The sequence below is a fragment of the Pseudomonas sp. S10E 269 genome (assembly GCF_002798465.1).
In the GTDB taxonomy this organism is placed as follows: domain Bacteria; phylum Pseudomonadota; class Gammaproteobacteria; order Pseudomonadales; family Pseudomonadaceae; genus Aquipseudomonas; species Aquipseudomonas pergaminensis.
Genome location: NZ_PHIJ01000001.1, coordinates 3285225 through 3303917, shown reverse-complemented (window position 1 = coordinate 3303917; position 18693 = coordinate 3285225). Strand labels below are relative to the sequence as shown.

Below are 18693 nucleotides of genomic sequence, written 5' to 3'. Positions count from 1 at the left end.
TTGAAACCCTCTTTGCTTAATTCATCCAGCCCTTGACCCAATCCATCACCGATTCCGCGTCAGCAGGGGCACTGCCACCGCATGCGGCGCCGGGTGGCGGTTCGCTGCCGCGAATATACGGCATCTGCACCGCGCCCGGACAGTTGGCATCAGAGCCCTGCCCGGTGTGCGGATCAATCCACGCCTGCACGATGTTATCCGGCTGCGGCATGTTCAACGGCAGCGGATCGGCCTTGCGCATGAAGCTGGTCCAGACCTGCAGCGCACCGGTGGCACCGGTGAACGGCGTCTTGCCGTTATCGTCGCGCCCCAGCCACACCACCGCCAGCACATCCTGGCCGAAACCTGCAAACCAGCTGTCACGCGAATCGTTACTGGTACCGGTCTTGCCCGCCAATGTCAGGTTCGCCGGCAGCACGCTGTAGACCGAACGCCCGGTACCTTCACGCATCACACGCTGCATGGCGTTCTGGATCAGGTAGATGGAGCCGGCGTCAAAACGCTGCTGAATCTGGAACGGGTAGCGCTTGAGCGGCTCGCCCTCGGCGGTCAACACACTGCGGATCCCGCGCATGGGGGTGTTGAAACCACCGTTGGCGAGGGTCTGGTACATGGTCGCGACTTCCATCGGCGTCATCGCGCCAGCGCCCAGCAGGATCGACGGGAAAGCTGGGAACTCACGATTGACACCCAGCCGCGCTATCGTCTTGAGGACGTTCGGCACGCCCACTTCAAGGCCCAGTCGCGACGTAGAGATATTGTAGGAATGCGCAATCCCCTGATACAGGAACACCGTACCGTGGGAGCGACGATCGAAATTCTGCGGCGTCCACACCTGGCCATCGGCACCTTTGACTGACAGAGGGTCATCCGACAACCAACTGGTGAGCGTGTACTTGCTAGGCTTTTCCAGTGCGGTCAGGTAAACCGCAGGCTTGACCAGCGAACCAATCGGCCGCACCGCATCCAGCGCACGGTTGAACCCGGCAAAACTGGCCTGGCGACTGCCAATCATGGCCTGCACTTCACCGGTCTCCGGGTTGGTCACGACCATGGCCGCTTCCACTTCATCAGAACCTTTGCGGCCCGTCAGGCGCTTGAAGGTGTCATTGACCGACGCTTCGGCTTTCATCTGCAGGATCGGGTCGAAACTGGTGAAGATCCGCAGGCCTTCTTCGGTCAAGTCTTCATCGCGGTAATCTTCACGCAATTGGCGTTTGACCAGATCGATGAAGCCTGGGAACGAGCTGTCCGCCAGCTTGCCGCGCGTGGTAACCCCCAACGGCATCTTCTTCGCCGCAGCCACTTGCTCGGCCGTGGCAACACCCTGCTGTTCAAGCACATCGAGCACCAGGTTGCGGCGCTCCAGCGCACGCTCTGGATTGCGGCGGGGGTTGTAGTAGGAAGGCCCCTTGACCATGCCCACCAGCAACGCAACCTGGTGCAGCTTCAGTTCGGACAGCGGCTGACCAAAGAAGAACTGGCTGGCCAAGCCGAAACCATGCACCGCGCGCTGGCCATCCTGGCCAACGAAGACCTCGTTGAGGTAAGCCTCAAGGATTTCCTGCTTGCTGTAGTGCAGCTCCAGCAGCATCGCCATCATCGCTTCGGTGAGCTTGCGGGTCAGGCTGCGCTCGTTGGTCAGGTAGAAGTTCTTGACCAATTGTTGCGTCAGCGTACTGCCGCCCTGGGTCATCTTGCCACCGGAGGTGTTCACCCAGACCGCGCGGGCAATCGACTTCGGCGAGACGCCCCAGTGATGGTAGAAATCACGGTCTTCAACGGCAACCAGGGTTTCCAGCAGGTACGGTGGCACCTGATCGAGTTTGATCAGGATGCGATCTTCAAGGTTTTTCGGGTAAATGCCACCGATCATCAGTGGCTCAAGGCGCACCACAGGCAGCTTCGAACCATTGAGGGAGGACAGCTCGGCGACGTAATCGCCAGAAAAGCGCACGCGCACCGGCTGGGCTTTTTCCAGGCCTTCATAGAACTGGAAGCCGCGGGTATTCAGGTCGACAGTGTTACCGCTGACGGCGGCCGCACCCGGGCCGTTGCTCACGGGTTCGCGGCGATAGCCCAAGGCGTCGAGCTCGGTAAGGAAGTCATCCTTGCTGAGCTTCTGCCCGGTGAACAATTCAAGCGGGCGCGCGTACACCTTGGCCGGAATGGTCCAGCGCTTGCCGGAGAACTTCTCCTGCACCACGGCGTCGAGGTACACCGCAAAGCCGGCGAGCACCACGAGGCCTACCAGGCCTAGCTTGAGCGCCCAGCCCAGCCAGGGACGCAGGCCACGGGAAGGAGGTTTTTTACGGGAACGGGGAGATCGGGTTCGAGTCATGGCGGCGGATTATACGCACTTTATTGATGATCAACATGAGCCGGACAGCGGTTTGCACGACCGGCTGCAACCGCCATAATGCCCGCCATGTTTTCCCACCGACTCCGAAGGATCGCCCGTGAGCCAGTCTCTGATCGCCGCCCTGCAAAATCCGGCTTTATACCCCCACCCGGTTGAAGCGTTCCAAGTCATCGAAACCCATATTTCCTGGGTCGTGCTGACGGGCCCCTACGCTTATAAATTGAAGAAACCGATGAACTTCGGTTTTCTGGATTTCACCGACCTGGAAAAGCGCGGCCACTTCTGCAATGAAGAGCTGCGCCTCAACCAACGCCTGACCGAAGACTTGTATCTTGAAGTGTTGCCAATCACTGGCACTGCCGAGGCCCCGCAGTTGGGTGGCGACGGCCCGGTCATCGAGTACGCACTGAAGATGCGTCAGTTCCCGCAGAGCCAACTGCTCAGCACGCTGCAAGCCAACGGCGAACTGACCAGCGCGCACATCGATGAAATGGCCAAGCAGATCGCGCAGTTCCACCTCGCTGCGCCGAAAGTGCCGCAGGAACACCCGGCCGGGACTCCAGACGAAGTGATGGCACCGGTTCGCCAGAACTTCGAGCAGATCCGTCCGTTCCTCAGCGACAAGGCCGACCTGGCACAACTGGAAGCACTGCAGGCCTGGGCCGAAAGCAGCTTCGAGCGCCTCAAGCCGTTGTTCTCGCAGCGCAAGCAGGAAGGCTTCACCCGTGAATGCCACGGTGATATTCACCTGGGTAATGCCACCTTGATCGATGGCCACGTGGTGATCTTCGACTGCATCGAATTCAACGAGCCTTTCCGCTTCACCGATGTGTACGCCGATACCGGCTTCCTGGCCATGGACCTTGAAGACCGTGGTCTCAAATCCCTGGCGCGCCGCTTTATCAGCCAGTACCTGGAATTGACGGGCGACTATCAAGGCCTGGAAGTACTGAACTTCTATAAAGCCTATCGCGCCCTGGTACGCGCCAAGATCGCACTGTTCAGCATGCCGAGCGAAGCCAGCCCGGTGCAACGCGCCACCACCCTGCGCCAGTACCGCAACTACGCCAACCTGGCGGAAAGCTACAGCACCATTCCGTCGCGCTTCCTGGCGATTACCCACGGGGTGTCGGCCGTGGGCAAAAGCCACGTGGCCATGCGCCTGGTAGAAGCCTTGGGCGCCGTGCGCCTGCGCTCGGACGTGGAGCGCAAGCGTCTGTTCGGTGAACAACATGTCGAGAACACGCCACAGGCCGGTATCTACGCTGCCGACGCCAGCGCAGCGACCTACGCGCGCCTGAATGAAATCGCCGACACGGTATTGCGCGCCGGTTACCCGGTTGTGCTGGATGCGACCTTCCTGAAACGCGAACAACGCGATGCAGCCGCCAAGGTTGCCGAAGCCACCGGCGCGCCGTTCCTGATCCTGGATTGCAACGCCCCACAAGCCGTTATTGCCAGCTGGCTGGCACAACGTCAGGCGGACAAAAACGATCCTTCCGACGCCACGCTGACTGTTATTGAACAACAGCAAGCCAATCGCGACCCGCTGACCGCCGAGGAACTGCTCCTCAGCAAGCGCGTCGAAACCAATGAAAGCGGAACCCTCGATGCATTGGTGGCGCATATTCGCCAGCGCTTGCCAGGCCTGTAAGAAAAATTTCTTGGTCGTGTCGCCTACTTAGGGCGCACGACCGAGCAATAGTGGCACTATAATGGCGTCATAAATCCAACAGGAGTCGCCGTCATGAGTCAGCCCAAGCTTCTTGATACTCCGCTCTACTCGCTCCTGCATAAAGACGATATTCGAGGCTTTAATCAGGAACGCCCTAAAGACGGCGTCATCGACATGCGCGGTGGCGACTTCCGTGGGTTGGACCTGCGTGAGCTGAACGCCAGCGGCGTAGATTTTACCGACGCCTATTTTCGCTCCGCCGATTTGCGCGGCCTGGATTTGCGTGACTGCCCGCTGGAAGGTGCAAGCCTGGCCCATGCACAGATCTCCGGGACCTACTTCCCGCCAGAACTGACCGCCGATGAAATCCTCATGTCGGTCAATTTCGGCACTCGCCTGCGCTACCGCACTCGCTAAATCCCTCTGCAACAGCCCCGGTTTCGCGAAAGCGTGCCGGGGACATCCCGCCTGCCTGATCTCCCCATCCTTATATGTCTTTAGGCCGATTCCGACTAAAGAACTACGCTTTTCCTACTGAGCGCTACACTCCTGTTCAGGCTTGCCTGGTCACGATACCCACCGCACCATTCGGCCGTCGCAAGGAGGCTTGATGAACGATGAGCTGCAACACCTGAAAAACCTTGGCAAGACGTCAGCACAGTGGCTGCATGCGGTGGGCATTCACAGTGCGTCCGACTTGCGTCGCCTGGGTGCCGTCGATGCGTACAGAGCTGTGCGCACTCGCGGGTTTCGCGCCTCTAAAGTGCTGCTATATGCCATCGAAGGGGCGTTGATGGATGTGCACTGGAACGATATCCCGGCCGAGCGCAAGGAGGCGCTGAACCGACAATTGGACGCGATATCGACGCGTCAGAAAAATTAGATCGCCCACAAAACCCAGCATTCACAGGCATTACGAACACCCGTTTGAGAAAACGCGGAGATCATGCAAAAACAAATGTTGACTCTCAAATGAGAATCGTTATGATTATCACAACTGGTCGCGAGATCAGCCGATAACTGAAAGACCATTGGTTCGGACTCTCAGATTATCTCCTCATCAGGCTAATCACGGTTATTTGACCCGGCTCTTGCCGGGTCTTTTTTTTGCCTATGGAAAAGCCGTCTAGAGAAAAGCCGATTTCAGCGCGCAATGATCAGCGGATGCCCGCGCTCCGGGTGGGGTTGTACAAGCACATCCAGGCCAAATACAGCCTTAAGCGGCTCAGGCTGCATGACTTGCGCCGGCGTATCCAGCGCGTGGGGGCGACCCGCCTCCAGCAGCAGGATACGATCACAGTAACGCGCAGCCAGGTTCAAGTCGTGAAGGATCACCAGCACCGCTGCGCCGCGATCGGCAAAGGTACGAATGGCCTGCAAGGTCGTGTGCTGATGCAAGGGGTCCAGCATCGAAGTGGGCTCATCCAGCAACAATGTTTGCCCCGCTTCGCCCGGCCATAACTGCGCAAGTACCCGCGCCAGGTGCACCCGCTGTCGCTCGCCACCGGACAAGGCCAGGTAGCTGCGACCGCTCAGGTGGCTGACATCTGCCGCCTGCAGGGCCGCCTCGATAATCTCGTCATCACGCACGCGCCCGGTCTGGTGAGGCAAGCGCCCCATGCCAACAACCTCTTCTACACGGAAAGCGAAGTCCAGCGTCGAGCTCTGCGGCAATACCGCCAGGCGCTGCGCCCGCTGCGCGCCACTCCACTCGCTCAACGGGCGCTGATCCAGCCACACATTGCCGTGGTCGGGTGGCAACTCACCGCACAATGCCCCCAGCAACGTACTCTTGCCCGCACCATTGGGACCCAGCACACCGAGCACTTGGCCTGGCAGTAGATCAAGCGTGACCGCTGCCAACACCGTCTTTCGGCCGCGACAGATCTGCAAGTCTTCCACACGCAGCATCAGGCACGCCCCCGCAACAACAGGTAAAGAAAAAACGGCGCGCCGATAAACGCTGTGACGATACCGATTGGCAATTCGGCCGGTGCCAAGGCGAGGCGCGCAACCAGATCGGCAAACAACAGCAGGCTCGCACCCGCCAGGACCGACGCCGGTAACAGCACGCGATGATCAGGCCCCGCCAGCAAACGCACCAGGTGTGGTACCACCAGCCCGACGAAACCGATCATGCCCGCGGCGGCCACTGCGGCGCCTACACCGAGTGCCGTGCAGAGGACCAACTCGCGCTTGAGCCCTTCCACGTCGATACCGAGGTGATTGGCCTCTGACTCGCCGAGCAGCAACGCATTCAGCGCTTTGGCCCGGCGCGGCAACCACAGCGCCACGCCAGCACTCACGAGCAGCAGGGGCCATAGCCGCGAATAGCTGGCGCCGTTGAGGCTGCCCAGGTTCCAAAATGTCAGGGTACGCAAGGTGGCGTCGTCGGCGAGGTAGGTAAATAAGCCCACTGCCGAACTGGCGAGGGCTGTCAGGGCGATGCCGGCGAGCAACATGGTCGCGACGTTGGTCTGGCCGTTGCGTCGACCCAGTCGATAGACCAGCGCAGTAACCCCCAGGCCACCGAGGAATGCGCACAGTGACAAAAGATATGGCCCGAACGCGTCCGGCAAACCACCGAAAATCGAACCCCCGACAATCGCCACCGCCGCCCCCAACGCGGCACCGCTGGACACCCCGACCAACCCGGGGTCAGCCAAAGGGTTGCGGAACAACCCCTGCATTGCCACGCCCGACAGAGCCAACACACCACCGACGGCCAACCCCAGCAACGTACGGGGCAAACGGATCTGCCCCAGGATCAACTCGGCTTGCTCCAGCCCTTGGGCTTCGATCGGCATGCCCAGCAACCGCAACGCCGCCTTGAGCGTATCCAGCAAGGGCAAGCTGACCGGCCCCAACGCCAGCGAAAGCCAAATAGCCAATACACACAGCAGCGCCAACCCAACAAACAGCGTCTTCGGTTTAACCAGAGTGGTCATGGGGCAGGCTTGGCCTGGGACGGATAAAAGCCGGCAGACAGGTCCGCGAGACTTTGCGGCAGGCGCGGTCCAAGCCCGCCGACCAGCAGGGTGGGATCGACCTCAAGCACTCGTCCGCTCTTGGCCGCCGGCGTGGACGCCAAAATCGGGTTTTCCTTGAACAGTGCGGCCCGCGCCGCATCACCGGTCAGGGCACGATCGGCAAACACCAGCACATCCGGGCTCAACCCTGCCAACGACTCCGCCGAAAACGGCTTGTAGCCAGTGTGGGTCGCCAGGTTGCGCCCGCCAGCCTGTTGCAACATCCAATCAGCCGCCGTGTCTTTGCCCGCGATCAGTGGCTTGCCGCCTGCATGGCCGAGCAAAAGCAACACGCCTGGCGCCTTTTGCGTGGACTGGGCCTTGGCCACCCAGCGTTTCTGCTGGTCCAACGCCTGCTCATATCCAGTAAACAATTCGTTGGCCTTGGCTTCATTACCCAGCAACTTGCCCAAATGCTGAAGGTTGCCTTTCAACGTCGGCAGGTCCGGCTGCGCCGAGAACATTTCCACCTGCACACCCGCGTTGCGAATCTGCGCCAGCACCGGCGGCGGGCCCATTTCCTCAGTGCCAACCAGTACCTGCGGGCGCAGACTCAGAATGCCCTCCGCCGATAATTGCCGCTGATAGCCAATGCTCGGCAACGCCTTGAGTGACGCCGGGTGTTGACTGGTGGTATCCACGCCCACCAACTTCGACTCACCGCCCAGGGCCGTCACCCATTCCGACAGCGCCCCACCGGCACTCACCCAGCGTTGTGGCAGTTCAGAGGCTTGAGCCCCGTGGTTGACCAGCAGTCCGACAACAAGCGCGATAGCGCTGGCACTCAGGCGCATAACAGGGTTTCCTTCCAAGGGCAGGGCTGCTCAAGCACTCATCGATGTGACAGGAAACGCCCGCCTGGCATCGTATAAAGCACCCGGTCAGCTAACGGGCGAAGCCGGCATTTGATAATTGTTTGCATTTGAACGTCAAGGCACTTAAAAGGATTGAAATGAAGTTTCTCTGCCCCTCCGACGACCTCGCACCCAACTGCAGCCTCGGTTTTGATATCGACGGTTGCAAGCTGTTGGCCGTGCGCCGGGACGGCATTGCCTACTTCTACATCAACCGCTGCCCCCATCGTGGCATCCCACTGGAATGGCAACCCGACCGATTTCTCGACGCCAGCGCCAGCCTGATCCAGTGCGCCACCCACGGCGCGCTGTTCCTGATCGAGAGCGGCGAGTGCATTGCCGGCCCCTGCGCCGGCCAAAGCCTCACCGCCCTGCCCGGCCGCGAAGACGCCCAAGGCCTGTGGGTCGACCTCTAGTCGATCAACACGTCCAAGCGCCGGTCCACACAGATTTCTTCGGCTGTCACCCGCACGCCATACGCCAGCACTTCCACCCCCGCCGCCTTGGCTTCGCGCAGGGCAGCAGCATAGCCGGCATCGATTTCAACCGCCGGGCGCACGGCGTCAATCCCGGAGAGATTGACGCAGTACAACTGCACCGCACGCACACCCTCCCGCGCCAGATGGGCCAATTCGCGCAAATGCTTGGCACCGCGCTGGGTGACTGCGTCGGGAAAAGCTGCAACCGCAGAGCCATCAAACCCCAGGGTCACACTTTTAACCTCGACGTAGGCCGCGCCGTCGGGATAGTCCAGGCGAAAGTCGATGCGGCTTTTCTCCTGACCGTATGGCACTTCACGCTTCAACGCGGTAAAGCCGTTGAGTTCAGTGATGACCCCAGCCAGCAGCGCCTCCTCGACCAGCTGATTGGCACGCGCCGTGTTCACGCACGCCAAGCGTCCCTGAGGCGTCTCGGCAATTTCCCAAGTGCCGGGCAACTTGCGCTTGGGGTCATTGGAGCGACTGAACCACACCTGCCCGCCTTCAACCATACAATTGAGCATCGAGCCGGTGTTGGGGCAGTGAATGGTGAGGAATTCGCCGGAAACCGTTTCGATATCGGTAAGAAAACGCTTGTAGCGACGAATCAGCCGCGCTTCTTCGAGGGGAGGATTAAAGCGCATCAGCCTTGCCAGCTCCGCAAGCCACGGGCGATTCGCTCTACCGCCTCCTGTAGCCGATCGAGGTTTTGCGTGTAGGCAAAGCGCACATGATGGCCCGCTTGATAGCGACCGAAATCCAGGCCAGGGGTAAAGGCCACATGCTCGGTTTCGAGGAAATGCCGGCAGAATGCGAAGGCATCACCGCCAAACGCGCTGATATCAGCGTACAAATAGAACGCCCCTTCCGGCTCGACGGCAATGCCAAACCCCAGCTCGCGCAAGGCAGGCAGCAAGAAGTCGCGACGACGGCCGAATTCGGCGCGGCGCTCTTCCAGAATGCTCAGTGTCTGCGGGGTAAAACAAGCCAGGGCCGCGTGCTGGGCCATGCTTGGCGCACTGATGTAGAGGTTTTGCGCCAATTTCTCCAACTCCCCCACTGCGGCCGGGGGCGCGACCAGCCAACCCAGGCGCCAGCCCGTCATGCCGAAATACTTCGAAAAACTATTCAGCACAAACGCCTCGTCGTCGACTTCCAGCACGCTGGCCACGTCCGTGCCGTAGGTGAGGCCATGGTAAATCTCGTCCACCACCAGGTGGCCATTGCGTGCCTTGATGGCGGCAGAGAGCCCGGCCAATTCGTCACGGGTGAGGATCGTCCCGGTCGGGTTGGCCGGGGAGGCCACCAACGCGCCGACGCTGTCCTGATCCCAGTGCTTGGCCACCAGGTCGGCAGTCAACTGGTAACGCACCTCTGGGCCGACCGGCACCAGCTGGGCTGCGCCCTCCACCAGGCGCAGGAAGTGACGATTGCACGGGTAGCCGGGGTCGGCGAGCAGCCAATGCTTGCCCGGGTCCACCAACAAGCTGCTGGCCAGCAGCAATGCGCCAGAACCACCCGGTGTGATCAAAATGCGCTCGGGGTCGACGTTGAGACCGTAGCGCTGCTGATAGAAACCGCTGATAGCTTCGCGCAGTTCCGGCAGGCCACGGGCCGCGGTGTAGCGCGTCTTGCCGTTGGCTAACGCTGCCTGGCCGGCCTGGATGATGGGCTCGGCGGTGGTGAAGTCCGGCTCGCCGATTTCCAGGTGGATCACATCATGGCCGGCGGCCTGCAGCTCATTGGCCCGCGCCAGCAATGCCATGACATGAAAAGGTTCGATGGCGCGACTGCGCGCACTGTAGGGCTGAGCCATTAGCCTTCCTTAACGGTGAGGACAAAATCTGGATTCTACCGAACCCGCGCCGTAAAACATGCTCTATTGCCTGCCCGGCGGCATGTGCCGGCCGGGCAAGCGCCGGCAAAACGACTAAAATCAACGTTCGAGGCAACACATACCCAGCAACGACGGGCTGATGCAGTTTGCAACCCCATTGCCGTGGGCCTCGACAACCGGGAGTGGCGCACCCCGAATCTATCTGGTAAGTTCGCCCGCTTGCAGCCGCAGGGCCGGCAGGTGTCGGTGACGTTGCAATCCTGCGCAATGGATTAGAAGAGTGAGAGGCGGTCTATTCATGTCCACCCAAGCAAAGCAACAGCAGACTCAAGGCCTCAACGGCTTCGAACCTTACGTAGAAAAGAAAGGTGAGGAGTACATGGGCGAGCCCATGCGCGAGCACTTCACCAAGATCCTGAACAAGTGGAAACAGGACTTGATGCAGGAGGTCGACCGTACGGTTGACCATATGAAGGACGAAGCAGCCAACTTCCCTGACCCGGCCGACCGTGCGAGCCAGGAAGAAGAATTCGCCCTTGAACTGCGCGCCCGTGATCGCGAGCGCAAGTTGATCAAGAAGATCGACAAGACGCTGCAGCTGATCAAGGACGAAGAATACGGCTGGTGCGAATCCTGCGGCGTCGAGATTGGTATTCGTCGCCTGGAAGCCCGCCCAACCGCGGACCTCTGCGTAGACTGCAAGACCTTGGCCGAAATCAAGGAAAAACAGGTCGGCAAGTAATCCAGCCGAGCTGAACGAATGGGGCGTGCAAACGCCCCATTTTTGTTTCTGGCGTTTACCGAATTTCCAGTAGTATCCGGCCCATGACAGCCTCTACCTATATTGGGCGTTTCGCCCCCACACCCAGCGGCCATTTGCATTTTGGCTCCCTGGTCGCCGCCCTCGCCTCCTACCTCGACGCCCGCGCCAACCAAGGCCGCTGGCTGATGCGCATGGAAGACCTCGACCCGCCGCGCGAAGAGCCCGGTGCCCAGGCGGCAATCCTGCATGCCCTGGAAAGCTATGGCTTCGAGTGGGACGGTGAATTGGTCCGACAAAGCGAGCGGCATGAAGCCTACGCCAAAGTGCTTAATGACCTGTTCAACCACGGCCTGGCCTACGCCTGCACCTGCTCGCGCAAACAACTGGAACCCTACAACGGCATCTACCCGGGCCTATGCCGCAATGCTGGCCACGACCAGCAAGATGCCGCCATCCGTTTACGCGTGCCTGAGCTTGAGTACCACTTTACCGACCGTGTACAGGGCGAATTCCGACAGCACCTGGGCCGCGATGTAGGCGATTTCGTTATCCGTCGCCGCGACGGCCTCTACGCCTATCAACTGGCCGTCGTACTTGACGATGCGTGGCAAGGTGTGACCGATATCGTGCGCGGTGCCGACCTGCTGGACTCGACGCCACGCCAGCTCTACCTCCAAGAACTGCTCGGCCTGCGCCAACCGCGCTACCTGCACGTGCCGCTGATCATCCAGCCGGACGGCAATAAACTGGGCAAATCCTACCGTTCCCCGCCGTTGACACCCGACCAGGCTACGCCTTTGCTATTGAGAGCCCTGCGCGCCCTCGGCCAGCAACCCGGTGACGAACTGTTGCACGCCAGCCCACGGGAACTGCTGGATTGGGGGATTACGCACTGGGATGCCACGCAGATCCCGCTCACACTCACGCTGGCCGAAGCGCAATTGAGCTGAAGGCGCTTGCAGCTTGCCAAGCATCCGTTACCATCGCCGCACGTTTTTAGACAGAGGCCAACATGTACATCTATCGATTGGTCCTGCTGCTGGTCGTCGGGATCTACCTGTTCTCCCCCGCCATTATGGATTGGTGGATCGACGCCACGGGCGCCTGGTATCGCCCCTATCTGCTGTGGTTGATCCTGATCGTCGTGACTTTCATCCTGCAGAGCCAAAAAGATGCCGATGAGCTTTAGCCTCACCCAGATGCTGCTGATCAGCGCCGCCTACCTGGCCGCGTTGTTCGGAGTCGCCTGGATCAGTGAGCGCGGAATGATTCCGCGGGCGATCATTCGCCATCCGCTGACCTACACCTTGTCCCTCGGCGTATACGCCAGTGCCTGGGCATTCTATGGCACCGTGGGCCTGGCCTATCAGTACGGTTATGGCTTTCTGTCGAGCTACCTCGGCGTGTCCGGCGCGTTTCTGCTGGCGCCGGTGCTGCTGTATCCGATCCTGAAAATCACCCGTACCTACCAACTGTCTTCCCTCGCCGACCTGTTTGCCTTCCGCTTTCGCAGCACCTGGGCCGGCGCGCTGACGACTGTCTTCATGTTGATCGGCGTGTTGCCGTTGCTGGCCCTGCAAATCCAGGCCGTGGCCGACTCCATCAGCATCCTGACCCGCGAGCCGGTACAGCATCGGGTCGCCCTGGCCTTCTGCGCACTGATCACGTTGTTCACGATTTTCTTTGGCTCACGCCACATCGCCACCCGCGAAAAACACGAAGGCCTGGTGTTTGCGATTGCCTTTGAGTCGGTGATCAAGCTGATCGCCATCGGTGGCGTCGGCCTTTATGCGCTGTACGGCGTGTTCGACGGCCCGCAACAACTGGAACTGTGGCTGCTGCAGAACCAGACCGCCCTCGCCGCCCTGCACACCCCATTGCAGGAAGGCCCATGGCGCACGCTGCTGCTGGTGTTCTTCGCCTCGGCAATTGTGATGCCGCACATGTACCACATGACCTTCACCGAGAACCTCAACCCGCGCTCGCTGGTCAGTGCGAGCTGGGGCTTGCCGTTGTTCCTGTTGCTGATGAGCCTGGCGGTGCCGCTCATCCTGTGGGCAGGCTTGAAACTGGGCGCCACCACCAACCCCGAATACTTCACCCTCGGCATCGGTATTGCCGCGAATAGCCCGGCCTTGGCGCTGCTGGCGTACGTAGGCGGGTTGTCGGCGGCCAGCGGGCTGATCATCGTGACAACCCTGGCGCTGTCGGGCATGGCACTCAACCACCTGGTATTGCCGCTGTACCAGCCGCCGGCTGAAGGCAATATCTACCGCTGGCTGAAATGGACGCGCCGCGCGCTGATCGTCGCGATCATCATGGCCGGCTATGGGTTCTACCTGTTACTGGGCGCCGGGCAGGACCTGGCCAACCTGGGTATCGTCGCGTTTGTCGCCACCTTGCAGTTCTTGCCGGGCGTGTTGTCGGTGCTGTACTGGCCGACCGCCAATCGCCGCGGCTTCATCGCCGGGTTGCTGGCGGGGATCCTGGTGTGGATCGTAACCATGCTGTTGCCGCTGGTCGGCAATCTGCAGGGCTTCTACATCCCGCTGCTGAACATGATCTACGTGCTGGATGACACCAGTTGGCACATGGCGGCGATTGCGTCGTTGGCCGCCAACGTCTTGATGTTCACGCTGATCTCCCTGTTCACCAACGCCAGCCCGGAAGAAACCAGCGCCGCCGAAGCGTGCGCGGTGGATAACGTACGCCGCCCGCAACGCCGCGAACTGCATGCGGCCTCCCCCCAGGAGTTCGCCACGCAACTGGCCAAGCCCTTGGGCGCAAAGGCCGCGCAAAAGGAAGTCGAACAGGCGCTGCGCGACCTCTACCTGCCATTTGACGAGCGCCGCCCCTATGCGTTGCGGCGCCTGCGTGACCGTATCGAGGCCAACCTGTCCGGCTTGATGGGGCCAAGCGTGTCCCAGGACATGGTGGAAACCTTCCTGCCCTATAAGGCCGGCGGCGAAAACTATGTGACCGAAGACATCCATTTCATCGAAAGCCGGCTGGAGGATTACCACTCACGCCTTACCGGTCTCGCCGCCGAACTCGATGCCTTGCGCCGCTACCACCGCCAGACCCTGCAGGAATTGCCCATGGGCGTGTGCTCCCTGGCCAAGGACCAGGAGATCCTGATGTGGAACAAGGCCATGGAAGAACTCACCGGTATCGCGGCACAGCGGGTGGTCGGTTCACGCCTCAATACCCTGGGCGACCCGTGGAAAGAATTGCTGCAAGGCTTCATCAACCTGCCCGACGAGCACTTGCACAAGCAGCACCTGGCCCTCGACGGCCAGACCCGTTGGCTCAACCTGCACAAAGCCGCCATCGACGAACCCCTGGCGCCCGGTAACAGCGGCCTGGTGTTGCTGGTGGAAGACCTGACCGAAACCCAGATGCTCGAAGACAAGCTGGTGCATTCCGAGCGGTTGGCCAGCATTGGCCGACTGGCGGCGGGTGTGGCCCATGAAATCGGCAACCCGATCACCGGTATCGCTTGCCTCGCGCAGAACCTGCGGGAAGAGCGCGAAGAAGACGGCGAGATCACCGAGATCAGCGGGCAGATCCTCGAACAGACCAAGCGTGTTTCACGCATCGTGCAGTCGCTGATGAGCTTTGCCCATGCCGGCGCCCATCAGAACCAGGACGAAGCCGTGTGCCTGGCCGAAGTAGCACAGGATGCCATTGGGCTGCTGGCCTTGAACCGGCGCAATTTCGAAGTACAGTTCTTCAACTTGTGCGACCCCGACCATTGGGTCGACGGCGACTCACAACGCCTGGCCCAAGTGCTGATCAACCTGTTGTCCAACGCCCGTGACGCAACCCCTGCCGGCGGTGCGGTACGCGTCAAGACCGAGGCTTTCGAACATACGGTCGATCTGATCGTCGAAGATGAAGGTAGCGGTATTCCACAGAACATCATGGACCGATTGTTCGAACCCTTCTTCACCACCAAGGACCCAGGTGAAGGTACCGGTCTGGGCCTTGCACTGGTCTATTCCATCGTTGAAGAGCATTATGGACAAATCACCATCGACAGCCCGGCTGACACCGAAAGCCAACGCGGCACCCGTATTCGGGTGACCTTGCCGCGTCATGTCGAAGCGACGTCCGCTGTGAACTGAGACCGTCGAGAGAACTGAATCAATGCCGCACATTTTGATCGTCGAAGACGAAACCATTATCCGCTCTGCCTTGCGTCGCCTGCTTGAACGTAATCAGTACCAAGTCAGCGAAGCCGGCTCGGTGCAGGAAGCCCAAGAGCGTTTCAGCATTCCCACGTTCGACCTGATTGTCAGTGACCTGCGCCTGCCTGGCGCGCCTGGTACCGAGTTGATCAAGCTTGGCCAGGGCACCCCTGTGCTGATCATGACCAGCTACGCCAGCCTGCGTTCGGCAGTGGACTCCATGAAGATGGGCGCGGTGGACTACATCGCCAAACCTTTCGACCATGACGAGATGCTCCAGGCCGTAGCGCGCATCCTGCGTGACCGCCAGTCGGCCAGCAGTGCGCCAGCCGAACAGCGCCCGGCCGGAAAAACGGCCGACAAGCCAGGCGTCGACAACAGCAACGGTGAGATCGGCATCATCGGCTCCTGCCCACCGATGCAGGACCTCTACAGCAAGATCCGCAAAGTCGCGCCCACCGACTCCAATGTATTGATCCAAGGCGAGTCAGGCACCGGTAAAGAACTGGTGGCCCGCGCCCTGCATAACCTGTCCAAGCGTGCCAAGGCGCCGATGATCTCGGTGAACTGCGCGGCAATCCCTGAATCCCTGATCGAGTCCGAACTGTTTGGCCACGAGAAAGGCGCATTCACTGGCGCCAGTGCCGGGCGCGCGGGCCTGGTAGAAGCTGCGGATGGCGGCACGTTGTTCCTTGATGAAATCGGCGAGCTGCCACTGGAAGCCCAGGCGCGCTTGCTGCGCGTGCTCCAGGAAGGTGAGATTCGCCGCGTAGGCTCGGTGCAGTCGCAAAAGGTCGATGTGCGCCTGATCGCGGCCACTCACCGTGACCTCAAGAGCCTGGCCAAGATCGGCCAGTTCCGTGAAGACTTGTACTACCGTCTACACGTGATCGCGCTCAAGCTGCCGGCCCTGCGTGAGCGTGGCGCCGACGTCAACGAGATCGCCAGCGCGTTCCTGCTGCGCCAGAGCGCGCGCATCAACCGTACCGACCTGAAGTTCGCCCCGGACGCCGAGCAGGCCATTCGGCATTACTCGTGGCCGGGTAACGTGCGGGAGCTGGAAAATGCGGTCGAGCGTGCGGTGATTCTGTCCGAGAGCCCGGAAATTTCCGCCGAACTGCTGGGTATCGACATCGAGCTCAGTGACTTGGAGGATGACGACTTCATCGGCCTGGCGCCTCAACAGGGCGGCGGCAGCAATACCAGCCATGAGCCGACTGAAGACCTGTCGCTGGAAGACTACTTCCAGCATTTCGTCCTTGAGCATCAGGACCACATGACCGAGACCGAACTGGCGCGCAAGCTGGGCGTAAGTCGCAAATGCCTGTGGGAGCGCCGCCAACGCCTGGGTATTCCACGGCGCAAGACGGGTGTGGCCAGCGAGAGCTGAGGGCGCGCGCCCACAGGTAACACCCACCGATGTGAAAAAACTGTTACCGCGGATATTTCGCGTAACAAAAGCCGGGGCTTACGGTAACGAAGCCCCGGCTTTTTTTGGCCCGTCAAAAACCCGAAACCACCTCAACCCCCCGGTTTTACTGGGTGGTGCAAAAGTTGGCACGCACCCTGCTATATGCTTAGTACAAAAACAATAACAAGCTTTATACAAGACAATAAAAATAAGACGAATCGACTCACGCATAACAAAAACAACACGGCGGAGGCGCAGCTAACTGATTCTTTTGGAGAGGCGTTGCATTTGGGGCTTGCCCCGCAACCAGGCCGAGAACAACAAAAACTGCCCTAAGGCAGAGCCTGAACTGGTTGGATCGTAGATCAGCAACACAGCGACCAAAGCAATCCGTTTGCTCTTGACTCCCGATTGGGAGTGTCATGAAGGTGAAGCTTCATGGCGAGGGCGATCAACAAAAACAAGAAGCCCGAAATCAATAATAAAAATAGAGCACGCAACTACTTCTGGGGGAGCTTCGGCTCCCCTTGTAGTTTCCGCGATTTGACCTTCCAGCAATCTCTTGAAGCTTTTGGCTTGGGGCTTGCAGCTTGTTCCTACACCATCCCCTGACTAAATGCTAGAATCCCGGCCCATCATGCGGTCATTCTTCGTTATGGCCGAACATTCCTTCAAACAGTGCATCCCATGCTGAAGAAGTTGTTCCAGTCATTCCGTTCTCCCTTGCGTCGTACGCAACACAAACGCAGCACGCCTGAAGTGCTCAATAGCAGCCAGCATTCGCTGCAACGCGCTCAATTCAGCCGTTATGCAGTGAACATCGTCGAACGTTTGCAGAACGCCGGCTACCAGGCTTATCTGGTGGGTGGGTGCGTACGCGACATGTTGCTCAATATCACGCCCAAGGACTTCGACGTCGCCACCAGCGCCACACCCGAGCAGGTACGCGCTGAATTCCGCAACGCGCGGATCATCGGTCGGCGCTTCAAGTTGGTGCATATCCACTTCGGTCGCGAAATCATCGAAGTCGCGACGTTCCGCGCAGGCCACCCGCAAAACGATGAAGAGGAAGACACTAACCAGTCCTCCCGCAACGAAAGCGGGCGCATTTTGCGCGACAACGTCTACGGCACCCTGGAAGAAGACGCGCAGCGCCGCGACTTCACCATCAACGCCCTCTATTACGATCCGGTCAGCGAGCGCATCCTCGATTACGCCAATGGCGTACACGATATCCGCAATAACCTGATCCGCCTGATCGGCGACCCGGTCCAGCGCTACCAGGAAGACCCGGTGCGCATGCTGCGGGCCGTGCGTTTCGCCGCCAAGCTGAACTTCGGCATCGAGAAACACACCGCTGCGCCAATTCGCGACCTGGCACCGATGCTGCGGGAAATTCCCTCGGCACGCCTGTTCGAAGAAGTGCTCAAGCTGTTCCTCTCGGGCTACGCCGCCGACACCTTTGAAATGCTGGTGGACCTGCAGCTATTCGATCCACTGTTCCCGGCCAGCGCCGAGGCCTTGGAATACAACCCGACGTACACCCACACCTTGATCAGCGAAGCGTTGATCAACACCGACCTGCGCATCAAGCAGAACAAGCCGGTTACCCCGGCGTTCCTGTTTGCTGCCCTGTTGTGGCCAGCCCTGCCAAAACGTGTACTGCGCTTGCAGGAACGTGGCATGCCGCCGATCCCGGCCATGCAGGAAGCCGCGCATGAGCTGATCGCCGAACAGTGCCAGCGCATCGCTATTCCGAAACGCTTCACTATGCCGATCCGCGAGATCTGGGACATGCAGGAGCGTCTGCCACGCCGCAGCGGCAAACGCGCCGACCTGTTGCTGGACAACCCGCGTTTCCGCGCCGGCTATGACTTCCTGCTGCTGCGTGAGAGCGCCGGTGAGCAGACCGATGGCCTGGGCGAATGGTGGACCGACTACCAGGACGCCAACGACAGCGAGCGCCGCGATATGATCCGCGACCTCGGCAGCAAGGGCGATGGCGCCGGCGAAGGCCCGAAGAAGCGCCGTCGCAGCGGTGCCAAGCGCAAGCGCAGCGCCGCTGATGCCTCGGGCGCAGCAGGCGAATAAAC

Annotated in this window: 17 protein-coding genes; 11 read left to right on the top strand and 6 right to left on the bottom strand. The window is 60.4% G+C overall.

The features are described 5' to 3' along the window. Positions 1-16: 16 nt before the first annotated feature. Complete coding sequence (mrcB, locus tag CWC48_RS15320; RefSeq protein WP_078050196.1) at positions 17-2341, bottom strand: penicillin-binding protein 1B; 2325 nt, start codon at positions 2339-2341, stop codon at positions 17-19. Positions 2342-2459: 118 nt separating this feature from the next. On the opposite strand from mrcB, the gene CWC48_RS15315 reads away from it, so the two are divergent. The 3 genes from CWC48_RS15315 (at position 2460) to CWC48_RS15305 (ending at position 4920) form a co-directional block, all read left to right on the top strand. Then, positions 2460-4016 carry a bifunctional aminoglycoside phosphotransferase/ATP-binding protein gene (locus tag CWC48_RS15315; RefSeq protein WP_078050197.1) on the top strand — a complete coding sequence of 519 codons (1557 nt, stop codon included), beginning with the start codon at positions 2460-2462 and terminating at the stop codon, positions 4014-4016. 93 nt (positions 4017-4109) lie between these two features. Then, entirely contained in the window at positions 4110-4454 is a 345-nt protein-coding gene (locus CWC48_RS15310; RefSeq protein WP_078050198.1) for a pentapeptide repeat-containing protein, read from the top strand. A 193-nt stretch (positions 4455-4647) separates the two neighbouring features. Next, positions 4648-4920: a TfoX/Sxy family protein gene (locus tag CWC48_RS15305; protein ID WP_071490018.1), complete on the top strand. Its 273-nt coding sequence runs from the start codon at positions 4648-4650 to the stop codon at positions 4918-4920. 260 nt (positions 4921-5180) lie between these two features. Here CWC48_RS15305 and CWC48_RS15300 read toward each other — a convergent pair whose 3' ends face one another. The 3 genes from CWC48_RS15300 to CWC48_RS15290 are packed head-to-tail and all read right to left on the bottom strand — an operon-like array spanning position 5181 to position 7860. Beyond that, complete coding sequence (locus CWC48_RS15300) at positions 5181-5948, bottom strand: heme ABC transporter ATP-binding protein (RefSeq protein ID WP_078050199.1); 768 nt, start codon at positions 5946-5948, stop codon at positions 5181-5183. After that, on the bottom strand, positions 5948-6985 hold the full coding sequence (locus tag CWC48_RS15295; RefSeq protein WP_078050200.1) for an iron ABC transporter permease: 1038 nt from the start codon (positions 6983-6985) through the stop codon (positions 5948-5950). Before CWC48_RS15295 ends, CWC48_RS15300 begins: the two co-directional genes overlap by 1 nt. Next, on the bottom strand, positions 6982-7860 hold the full coding sequence (locus CWC48_RS15290; protein WP_100492146.1) for a hemin ABC transporter substrate-binding protein: 879 nt from the start codon (positions 7858-7860) through the stop codon (positions 6982-6984). Before CWC48_RS15290 ends, CWC48_RS15295 begins: the two co-directional genes overlap by 4 nt. 158 nt (positions 7861-8018) lie before the next feature. On the opposite strand from CWC48_RS15290, the gene CWC48_RS15285 reads away from it, so the two are divergent. Next, entirely contained in the window at positions 8019-8336 is a 318-nt protein-coding gene (locus CWC48_RS15285) for a Rieske (2Fe-2S) protein (RefSeq protein ID WP_078050202.1), read from the top strand. Here the strand turns inward: CWC48_RS15285 and sfsA are convergent. Both sfsA and CWC48_RS15275 read right to left on the bottom strand, forming a co-directional pair. Further along, complete coding sequence (gene sfsA, locus CWC48_RS15280; protein WP_100492145.1) at positions 8333-9043, bottom strand: DNA/RNA nuclease SfsA; 711 nt, start codon at positions 9041-9043, stop codon at positions 8333-8335. The two genes, CWC48_RS15285 and sfsA, sit on opposite strands and share 4 nt — an antisense overlap. Beyond that, entirely contained in the window at positions 9043-10215 is a 1173-nt protein-coding gene (locus CWC48_RS15275; RefSeq protein ID WP_100492144.1) for a pyridoxal phosphate-dependent aminotransferase, read from the bottom strand. The genes sfsA and CWC48_RS15275 overlap by 1 nt, the downstream gene beginning before the upstream one ends. A gap of 319 nt (positions 10216-10534) precedes the next feature. On the opposite strand from CWC48_RS15275, the gene dksA reads away from it, so the two are divergent. From dksA to CWC48_RS15245, 7 genes are all read left to right on the top strand, one after another. After that, positions 10535-10978, top strand: a complete 444-nt coding sequence (gene dksA, locus CWC48_RS15270) for an RNA polymerase-binding protein DksA (RefSeq protein WP_025857127.1) — start codon at positions 10535-10537, stop codon at positions 10976-10978. 83 nt (positions 10979-11061) lie between these two features. Further along, a complete protein-coding gene (gene gluQRS / locus CWC48_RS15265) occupies positions 11062-11949 on the top strand; it encodes a tRNA glutamyl-Q(34) synthetase GluQRS (protein ID WP_100492143.1) in 888 nt (295 codons plus the stop codon). 62 nt (positions 11950-12011) lie between these two features. Further along, positions 12012-12188: a hypothetical protein gene (locus CWC48_RS15260; protein WP_003176118.1), complete on the top strand. Its 177-nt coding sequence runs from the start codon at positions 12012-12014 to the stop codon at positions 12186-12188. Continuing rightward, on the top strand, positions 12172-15126 hold the full coding sequence (locus CWC48_RS15255) for a sensor histidine kinase (RefSeq protein WP_177409493.1): 2955 nt from the start codon (positions 12172-12174) through the stop codon (positions 15124-15126). The genes CWC48_RS15260 and CWC48_RS15255 overlap by 17 nt, the downstream gene beginning before the upstream one ends. 22 nt (positions 15127-15148) lie before the next feature. Then, the gene (locus tag CWC48_RS15250; protein ID WP_034107044.1) at positions 15149-16579 is read left to right on the top strand and encodes a sigma-54 dependent transcriptional regulator; all 1431 of its coding nucleotides are present in this window, start codon (positions 15149-15151) and stop codon (positions 16577-16579) included. Positions 16580-17038: 459 nt separating this feature from the next. Beyond that, positions 17039-17212, top strand: coding sequence for a hypothetical protein (locus tag CWC48_RS30195; RefSeq protein WP_157806825.1), 174 nt, complete (start codon positions 17039-17041; stop codon positions 17210-17212). 75 nt (positions 17213-17287) lie between these two features. Next, entirely contained in the window at positions 17288-18691 is a 1404-nt protein-coding gene (locus CWC48_RS15245; protein WP_078050207.1) for a polynucleotide adenylyltransferase PcnB, read from the top strand. Positions 18692-18693 lie beyond the last annotated feature (2 nt).

Coding starts and splice junctions, on each gene's coding strand:
- CWC48_RS15245 (WP_078050207.1), top strand. CDS start 17,288: ATGCTGAAGAAGTTGTTCCAGTCATTCCGTTCTCCCTTGCGTCGTACG.
- mrcB (WP_078050196.1), bottom strand. CDS start 2,341: ATGACTCGAACCCGATCTCCCCGTTCCCGTAAAAAACCTCCTTCCCGT.
- CWC48_RS15290 (WP_100492146.1), bottom strand. CDS start 7,860: ATGCGCCTGAGTGCCAGCGCTATCGCGCTTGTTGTCGGACTGCTGGTC.
- gluQRS (WP_100492143.1), top strand. CDS start 11,062: ATGACAGCCTCTACCTATATTGGGCGTTTCGCCCCCACACCCAGCGGC.
- dksA (WP_025857127.1), top strand. CDS start 10,535: ATGTCCACCCAAGCAAAGCAACAGCAGACTCAAGGCCTCAACGGCTTC.
- CWC48_RS15310 (WP_078050198.1), top strand. CDS start 4,110: ATGAGTCAGCCCAAGCTTCTTGATACTCCGCTCTACTCGCTCCTGCAT.
- CWC48_RS15275 (WP_100492144.1), bottom strand. CDS start 10,215: ATGGCTCAGCCCTACAGTGCGCGCAGTCGCGCCATCGAACCTTTTCAT.
- CWC48_RS15295 (WP_078050200.1), bottom strand. CDS start 6,985: ATGACCACTCTGGTTAAACCGAAGACGCTGTTTGTTGGGTTGGCGCTG.
- CWC48_RS15260 (WP_003176118.1), top strand. CDS start 12,012: ATGTACATCTATCGATTGGTCCTGCTGCTGGTCGTCGGGATCTACCTG.
- CWC48_RS30195 (WP_157806825.1), top strand. CDS start 17,039: ATGGCGAGGGCGATCAACAAAAACAAGAAGCCCGAAATCAATAATAAA.
- CWC48_RS15255 (WP_177409493.1), top strand. CDS start 12,172: ATGCCGATGAGCTTTAGCCTCACCCAGATGCTGCTGATCAGCGCCGCC.
- CWC48_RS15300 (WP_078050199.1), bottom strand. CDS start 5,948: ATGCTGCGTGTGGAAGACTTGCAGATCTGTCGCGGCCGAAAGACGGTG.
- CWC48_RS15285 (WP_078050202.1), top strand. CDS start 8,019: ATGAAGTTTCTCTGCCCCTCCGACGACCTCGCACCCAACTGCAGCCTC.
- CWC48_RS15305 (WP_071490018.1), top strand. CDS start 4,648: ATGAACGATGAGCTGCAACACCTGAAAAACCTTGGCAAGACGTCAGCA.
- CWC48_RS15250 (WP_034107044.1), top strand. CDS start 15,149: ATGCCGCACATTTTGATCGTCGAAGACGAAACCATTATCCGCTCTGCC.
- sfsA (WP_100492145.1), bottom strand. CDS start 9,043: ATGCGCTTTAATCCTCCCCTCGAAGAAGCGCGGCTGATTCGTCGCTAC.